General features: G+C 30.7%; 6 protein-coding genes. 1 reads left to right on the top strand and 5 read right to left on the bottom strand.

Annotated elements, in window-relative coordinates:
• Nucleotides 1-46: 46 nt before the first annotated feature.
• From B3630_RS14805 to B3630_RS14795, 3 genes are all read right to left on the bottom strand, one after another.
• Nucleotides 47-2,482, bottom strand: a complete 2,436-nt coding sequence (locus tag B3630_RS14805; protein WP_346899492.1) for a heavy metal translocating P-type ATPase — start codon at nucleotides 2,480-2,482, stop codon at nucleotides 47-49.
• Between the two features lie 13 nt (nucleotides 2,483-2,495).
• Nucleotides 2,496-2,762 (bottom strand): metal-sensing transcriptional repressor, encoded by a 267-nt coding sequence (locus B3630_RS14800; RefSeq protein WP_035132480.1) that lies wholly within the window; start codon nucleotides 2,760-2,762, stop codon nucleotides 2,496-2,498.
• A gap of 145 nt (nucleotides 2,763-2,907) precedes the next feature.
• Nucleotides 2,908-3,477, bottom strand: a complete 570-nt coding sequence (locus B3630_RS14795; protein ID WP_346899490.1) for an ECF transporter S component — start codon at nucleotides 3,475-3,477, stop codon at nucleotides 2,908-2,910.
• 239 nt (nucleotides 3,478-3,716) lie between these two features.
• On the opposite strand from B3630_RS14795, the gene B3630_RS14790 reads away from it, so the two are divergent.
• A complete protein-coding gene (locus B3630_RS14790; protein ID WP_346899488.1) occupies nucleotides 3,717-3,896 on the top strand; it encodes a hypothetical protein in 180 nt (59 codons plus the stop codon).
• A gap of 39 nt (nucleotides 3,897-3,935) precedes the next feature.
• Here the strand turns inward: B3630_RS14790 and B3630_RS14785 are convergent, their stop codons facing one another.
• Entirely contained in the window at nucleotides 3,936-5,531 is a 1,596-nt protein-coding gene (locus B3630_RS14785) for a peptide chain release factor 3 (protein ID WP_346899486.1), read from the bottom strand.
• Nucleotides 5,532-5,819: 288 nt separating this feature from the next.
• Entirely contained in the window at nucleotides 5,820-6,350 is a 531-nt protein-coding gene (locus B3630_RS14780; RefSeq protein WP_346868998.1) for a hypothetical protein, read from the bottom strand.
• Between the last annotated feature and the right edge of the window lie 92 nt (nucleotides 6,351-6,442).

Below are 6,442 nucleotides of genomic sequence, written 5' to 3'. Positions count from 1 at the left end.
TAAAAGTATACTAGCACTAATATTTATATAGTTTCCTATATAAATATTAAGCTTTAAATCTTCTAAGTCTCAATGCATTTAATAATACTGATACTGAACTTAGACTCATAGCTCCTGCAGCTATCATAGGATTTAATAATGGCCCACCAAAAATGTGTAATACTCCCATGGCCACTGGTATTCCTAATACGTTGTAACCAAAGGCCCAGAACAAATTTTCCTTTATATTTTTAATAGTTGCTTTGCTTAGTTTTATTGCTGATATTACATCCATTAAGTCACTTCTCATAAGAACTATATCTGCCGATTCAATGGCTACATCTGTTCCAGATCCTATTGCTATTCCTATATCAGCCTGGGCAAGGGCTGGAGCGTCATTAATACCATCACCAACCATGCCTACTCTATTTCCATCAACTTGAAGCTTTTTCACTTCATTTGCTTTATCCTCTGGTAAAACCTCTGATAATACTATATCTATACCAACTTGTTTTGCAATGGCATCCGCCGTTCTCTTATTATCTCCAGTTATCATAGCTACTTTTATGCCCATTTTGTGCAGACTTTCTATAGCATTTTTACTACTTGCTTTAACAGTATCTGCTACAGCTATAATTCCAGCAGCATTTCCATCTATAGCTATATACATTGGTGTTTTTCCCTCTGAAGCTAATCTATCAGAAGTTTCATCTAAACTTGAAATATTAATGTTTTTTTCCATCATAAGTTTTTTATTTCCTAGAAGAATAGATTTTTTATCTATTTCTACTTCTATACCATGTCCTGGAATAGCATTAAATTTATCGATTACTTTAAGGCTCAACCCTTTTTCCTCTGCATCTTTAACAATAGCTTCACCAAGTGGATGTTCTGATCCCTTCTCTGCACTAGCTGCTAAAATAAGAATTTCTTCCTCTGATTCACCATTAGCTATAATATCTGTAACCTTAGGTTTTCCCTCTGTTATAGTTCCCGTTTTATCAAATACTATGGTTTTTAATTTATAAGTAGTCTCTAATGGTTCTCCACCTTTAATTAAAACACCATTTTCAGCACCCTTTCCTGTTCCTACCATAATGGCAGTTGGAGTAGCAAGACCTAAAGCACATGGGCAGGCAATAACCAGTACTGCAATAAATATAGTAAGAGAAAATATAGGTGTTTCACCAGCAATCAACCAACCCACTGAAGCAATTATAGCAAGACCTATAACTACAGGTACAAAGTAGGCTGATATAACATCTGCTAGTTTAGCAATAGGTGCTTTTGAACCTTGAGCATCTTCTACTAGCTTAACTATTTGTGCAAGAGCAGTATCTCTACCAACTCTAGTGGCCTTATACTTAATAAATCCTGTTTTATTAATACTAGCCCCTATTACACTACTTCCCATAGATTTTTCGACAGGTATGCTCTCTCCTGTAAGCATTGATTCATCTATAGATGTATTTCCTTCTATAACTTCTCCATCTACTGGCAACTTTTCACCTGGTTTAACTAGTACTATATCCCCAACTATAACCTCTTCTACAGGTACTACAATTTCTTTGTTATCTCTAATTATAGTTGCTGTTTTAGGAGCTAACCCCATTAAAGCCTTTATAGCTTGAGAGGTTTTACCTTTAGATACCGCTTCTAAATATTTACCTAAGGTTATTAAGGTTAGTATTACTGCAGCAGATTCAAAATATAGATGCATTGCATACTCATGATCCCCTTGCATTATTTTATATATAGCAAATATACCGTATATAAAAGCAGCCAAAGTTCCTATGGATATTAGTGAGTCCATATTAGGACTTAGTTTAATTAAATTTTTAAGTCCTACCTTATAAAACTTATATCCAGCTATCATTACTGGTAATGTTAGTATCAACTGAATTAATGCAAAGTTTAGCGGATTAGCCATAGGATCTATTATAGATGGAAGATGCATCCCTACCATGTGACCCATTGTTATAATTAGTAGTGGAACTGTAAAAATTAGGGAAGATATGAACCTTGTAAGTAATTTACTAGCTTCACTTTTTTCCTCTCCTTGTTTTTCCTTATCTTTCACTTCTTCTTTAATTAACTTGTAACCTGCTTTATCTACTGCTGCTTTTATATCACCATAGGATATCTCATCTTCATTTACTTTTATAGTAAGCTTCTCTGTGGCAAAATTTACCGTAGAATTTTCTACCCCATCTAGTTTTTTAGTTACTCTTTCTACTCTATTAGCACAGGCAGAACAAGTCATTCCTTCTATTTTAAAATTATAGGTTTTTACATTTTTCTTTACGCCATATCCGGATTTAACTACGGCTTCCTCAATCTTTTGAGAATTTAAATTTTCCTTATTAAAATCTACAGTTAAAGTTTCTGTAGCAAAATTTACATTTGCTTTTTCAACCCCCTCTAACTTACTAATTGCTCTCTCTACTCTATTTGCACAAGCAGAACAAGTCATGCCTTCTATTTTAAATGATTTATTATCCATGTTTTCACCTTCTTTATTTTGTAATTATCTTTTCTAATATATTATTTATTTCCACAATCTTTTCATCCATATTATTATTTATTGCTGCATCCTTAACACAATGATTTAAGTGTCCTTTTAAAATTTCTAAGTTTGATTTCTTTAATAAAGCTTGTGATGCTAAGATTTGATTAGAAATATCGATACAATACCTCCCCTCTTCTATCATTTTTATAATTCCATCTATCTGACCCCTTGCTGTTTTTAACAATTGCAAAGCTTTTTTTCTTTCTTCACTCATCATTTACCTCCCCTCCCCCCTCAGGGGGTATATCTACATAATAATACTCCATTTATATATTGTCAATAGGTTAATTTTTTATTTTAATTTAGTTTGCCCCAAAATACAAAAAAATAAAGCACCACCTTTAGTGATGCTCTATCTATTATAAATATTTAGCTAAATATTTTTTTAACGGTATGGAAAGTGGTAATGCTATAGCAATTCCCCCTGCTACTTGAAGTATATTAGCTGGTATATCCTTTAAAGCCACTATAAATCCTTGTCCAATAGTTGGTATTCCATATACAAAGTTATTTAAGCAACCTCCAGCAAGAAAATATCCAAAAATCATAACTATTCCTGCTACAATGAATGCAAATAAGTTATTCCAAAATTTATCTCCTTGATAATCACCTCTATAGGCTATAGCTCCTACTATATATGCCATAACTCCTTTTATAATAAAGGTAAATGGCGCCCATATATAGTATGGAGAAAACAAATCAAAAAATGTCATACCTATAGCAGCAGCCACAGCTCCTCTTTTTTTTCCTAGTAAGATGGCACATAAAAATAGTACTGCATCACCTATATGTAAAACTGCATTATCTCCTACTGGTATAGCTATAACTGCAGTTGCTATATATGTTAACGCTGCCATCAGTCCTATTTGAACTATTTCAATGATTCTAAAACTATTTCTCGATGCTTTTATTGATGCCTTTTCTTTCATTTAAAGTCCCCCTTTATGATTATGCAATATTGTACCCATACAACAAATTTAGTATCCATACAATTAAATTATACATTAAATCTAAAGAAATTCAACCTTATTTTTTAATATAAAAGAATAATATTAAGTATTTTACACAAAATAATTTTACCTTTGACTTTCAGATCTTATAATCCTATATATTTTTGAGAAAATAGTCAAAAGATCTAACTTATTACTTTACTTGGATGTAGAAAGGATTGACATATGTGATGTATCTTCGTTGGTTTGGTAGCTTTTTACTATTGGTAGTTTTAATTGGTTTATTTTTTGTTATGGGAGGAAATTTAATTAATTTAATAATTGCAGTAGCTCTTCTAACTATTGCCATGGACTACATAGAAGAATACCTAACTGTAAAAAATAAATTTAATAGTTAAATAAAAAAATTCCTCAAAGAAACTTGAGGAATTTTTCTATTATTCACCTTTACTAATATTAGATAAAACTAAGCCCTTATTGTGATCTAGTGCCCAACTAATACCCCAATCATTTTGGAATATAAGTAAGTCTCTATCTTTAATATCCTTAACAACTTTAGAATCACTTGTTAAACTTAAATCATCAACTTTACCTTCTAAAGCTTCAATCCATCTAATATTTCTATATGGAAGCATATCCATTTTTATATCTACATTATATTCATTTTTTAATCTAAATTCTAAAACTTCAAATTGAAGAACTCCTACAACTCCTACTATGATTTGTTCCGTTCCTATGTGAAGTTCTTTAAATACTTGAATTGCTCCCTCTTGAGCTATCTGTGTTACACCCTTTATAAATTGTTTTCTCTTCATAGTATCTACAGTTCTAACCCTTGCAAAGTGTTCTGGTGCGAAGGTTGGAATTCCTTCAAACTTAAACTTCTTGCTTGGTGAACAAAGGGTATCACCTATACTAAATATACCTGGATCAAATACTCCTATAATATCTCCAGCATAAGCATTATCAACAATTTCTCTATCTTGAGCTAAAAATTGTTGAGGTTGTGCTAGCTTTATTTTATTTCCACCTTGAACATGATAAACTTCCATACCTTTTTCAAATTGACCTGAACATATTCTCATAAAAGCTATTCTATCTCTATGAGCCTTATTCATATTAGCTTGAATTTTAAATACAAAAGCAGAAAAATTATCATCTGTTGCCTCTATGTTTCCTATATCAGAATTTCTTCCTAATGGGGCTGTAGTTAACTTTAAGAAGTTCTCTAAAAATGGTTCTACACCAAAATTAGTTAAAGCACTACCGAAAAATACAGGGGTAAGTTCTCCAACTCTCACCTTTTCTTCATCAAAGGCATCTCCAGCTATATCTAATAATTCTATGTCCTCAAGTAACTTTTCATATAGACTATCTGTTATAGCCTCTCTAGCTGCTGATTCATCTTCTAAATCTATAACAGTCTCACTTACTTCAAACTGCCCATGATCTCCAGCTTTAAAAATTTGAATTTGTTTATTATTTCTATCATAAACACCTTTAAAGTGCATACCTGTACCTATAGGCCAGTTTATTGGATATGATTTTATACCCAATTCATTTTCTATCTCTTCCATAAGTTCAAAAGGGTCTCTTGTTTCTCTATCCATCTTATTTACAAAAGTAAATATTGGAATATCTCTCATACTACAAACATGAAATAGCTTTCTAGTTTGATCCTCTACCCCTTTTGCTCCATCAATAACCATTACTGCACTATCTGCAGCAATAAGTGTTCTATATGTATCTTCACTAAAGTCCTGGTGTCCTGGAGTATCTAATATGTTTATACAATATCCCTCATATCCAAACTGCATTACTGAAGATGTAACAGAAATTCCTCTCTTCTTCTCAATTTCCATCCAGTCAGAAACAGCATGCTTAGATGTCTTTCTTGCTTTAACAGATCCTGCTAGTCTTATTGCTCCCCCATATAAAAGTAATTTTTCAGTAAGTGTAGTTTTACCTGCATCTGGGTGGGAAATTATAGCAAAGGTTCTTCTTTTCTCTATCTCCTTTATATAATCACTCATTACCTTAACTCCTTTATTTAAATTTAAAATTATCTTCAATTTATATAGTATCTCTTTTTAGCACATTTTATATAATACCATATTAATTAATATAAACACAAATATTATTAATGTTTTATGTATATCACATTTAAAATTAATACTAAAATTCTAGTTTAAATATCATACTAAATTTAACATTTTCAATTAAATTCTACTAAAATAAAGCAGTAAGATATTTTCATCTTACTGCCATTGTAATAAATATTAAAATAATAAATATAATTTCACAAATATATAATTATAATTTTAGTATGCATAATGGCTTAATAAGCCACTATAAACTACTTGTCCCTTTTCTATTCCATCAAAATCCTCTGGTTTCACTAAAGAAACATCTTTATCAAAGTTTATGATTTTGCCTTCTTTTAGTACGTAAGCCACAAATTGTGAGCATAAAAAATGATATCTTCTTTGATAAGGTATGTGTAACATTATAGCTAAAATGCCTAAAAAATTATATTTATATCTATCATGTTCACTTTCAAATCGATCTATAATCTCTTTAACTTCATTATATTCATCTTCTGTAACACTTAATTCATAAACTCTACAGGATGTCCTTTTATATAGCTTAAATATTCCTCCATCAATTTGTTCTCTAACAAAACCAGCATGAAGTGGAAAATATATTTTTCTTCTTCCAAAGCTATATAATTGCTTTAATTCTTTATCTAAGGCTATAGATGTATGATTATAATTATATCTAGTATATAGCTTTATAGCTCTTGAAAAAAAAGTTCCTGTTTGTGTCAATACAACATAGATTTTTCTATCCACTTAATCACCCCAATTATTATTATAATAATGTATTAATTNNCTATTTAATAAGTATAGTATATTAAAAAATATACTATAGATATATTATAATT

It is taken from the genome of Clostridium sp. UBA7503 (assembly GCF_002477055.1).
Classification (GTDB): domain Bacteria; phylum Bacillota; class Clostridia; order Clostridiales; family Clostridiaceae; genus Clostridium_J; species Clostridium_J sulfidigenes.
This window is presented reverse-complemented; position numbering and strand designations above follow the sequence as displayed.

Excerpts from the sequence above, each read along its gene's own strand:
- B3630_RS14795 (WP_346899490.1), bottom strand. The coding sequence starts at position 3,477 with ATGAAAGAAAAGGCATCAATAAAAGCATCGAGAAATAGTTTTAGAATC.
- B3630_RS14805 (WP_346899492.1), bottom strand. The coding sequence starts at position 2,482 with ATGGATAATAAATCATTTAAAATAGAAGGCATGACTTGTTCTGCTTGT.
- B3630_RS14800 (WP_035132480.1), bottom strand. The coding sequence starts at position 2,762 with ATGAGTGAAGAAAGAAAAAAAGCTTTGCAATTGTTAAAAACAGCAAGG.
- B3630_RS14785 (WP_346899486.1), bottom strand. The coding sequence starts at position 5,531 with ATGAGTGATTATATAAAGGAGATAGAGAAAAGAAGAACCTTTGCTATA.